This window comes from Mesorhizobium sp. P5_C1 (genome assembly GCF_054049815.1).
Map to the genome: position 1 here is coordinate 1 of NZ_JBFULQ010001007.1, position 1224 is coordinate 1224.

A 1224-nucleotide genomic window follows, 5' to 3' on the forward strand; every position below is an offset into this window, starting at 1 on the left:
GCTTTGAGCTGGTCGCGTAGCGGATACAGTTGATCTTCAACGAGCGCTTCTGCCGCCCCCTCGCTGATATGAATCGCCACCCATGGCTCATCGAGCAGCTTGCTCCAATCCAACAATGTGCCCACATAATCGTGAAGCTGATCTGCGGAAGAGACCGGGGACGGCACGGCGATGACGCCAGCGTCAATGGTTACGTCGAGCATGTCAGGCGTCGCCCTTGTCCCTTGTGCGTTTCCTCTTTAGCGCCGCTGCTCTAAGTATCTCTTCTGCCTGCCGCTGAGACTGGTCAAAGAAGCCGTCGGGCCAATCGACAATGGCCCCATATTCATTGATCTTGACCTCTCGGAAGGACGAATTTGGACCAGGCTTCTCGACGAAATATATCTTCGCGTTGTCGGTGAGGGGTTCCTTTTCTGCGGAAGCAATTCGGAACCGAAGGCGATCGATGAGATACTCGCTGTGCGTTTCGACGATGCATTGCTTGTTGCACAATGCCATGGAGAGGAAAAAATCGCCGAGCAGCGTTTGCACCTTCGGGTGTAGATGAAGTTCTGGCTGCTCGAACACGAGCGTCGAATCCGCTTCAGCAAGTAGGCACATGACCAGGATCGGGAGGATCTGGCTGACGCCGACGCCGACGTGCGTCAGATCATGCTTCCCCTCGGAGTTGGCCAGCGCCACTTTGAGTTCGTGCCCAAGCTTGCCCATGTCCTTGCTCTCGACCGAGCTTGCGATCCCAAGGTACTGGAGCCAATCAACAACCGCCGCCTCCAACGTTCGGGTAACCGTTCGTCTTTCGATCGATGGCGATTTGAAGTGCGACGACGGGATGTATCGAATCCGCCGTCCCTTGTGCTGCTCCAATACTGAAGCCGTGTTCTCGCCGCGCAATCCTATGTCATAGGGATCGGCGGATGGCGCCAGTGGATAAAGAGGCTTGGGCGCATCCCGTAACGGGCCGAGATACTTCACGGATGAAGCGAAAAACTCGTCTATATACCGCGACGAATCCAATATCTGCGGTGGCCCGAACGGCAGTATGACCCTTGCCACCTCCGACGAAGCTGCAGATTTTCTCAGCGCTTCTTCAATCCTCTCTAGCAGATTGTCCACGTCCTGAAGCGCCTGTTGCGCCTTGAGTCGCTGCTCCCTCGACAGCGAGCGCAAAATCTCCGGCCAAAGGCCCAGCGGAATAGCTGCGCCGTCAGACTCGAAGAGTGATGT

General features: G+C 56.2%; 2 protein-coding genes. Both read right to left on the minus strand.

All coding sequences use genetic code 11. The features are described from left to right. Positions 1-203 (minus strand): hypothetical protein (locus tag ACXJ7R_RS33430; protein ID WP_457155523.1); only part of this gene is annotated, 203 nt, incomplete at its 3' end. A 1-nt stretch (position 204) separates the two neighbouring features. Then, on the minus strand, positions 205-1224 hold a 1020-nt coding region (locus ACXJ7R_RS33435; RefSeq protein ID WP_457155524.1), incomplete at its 5' end, for an AAA family ATPase.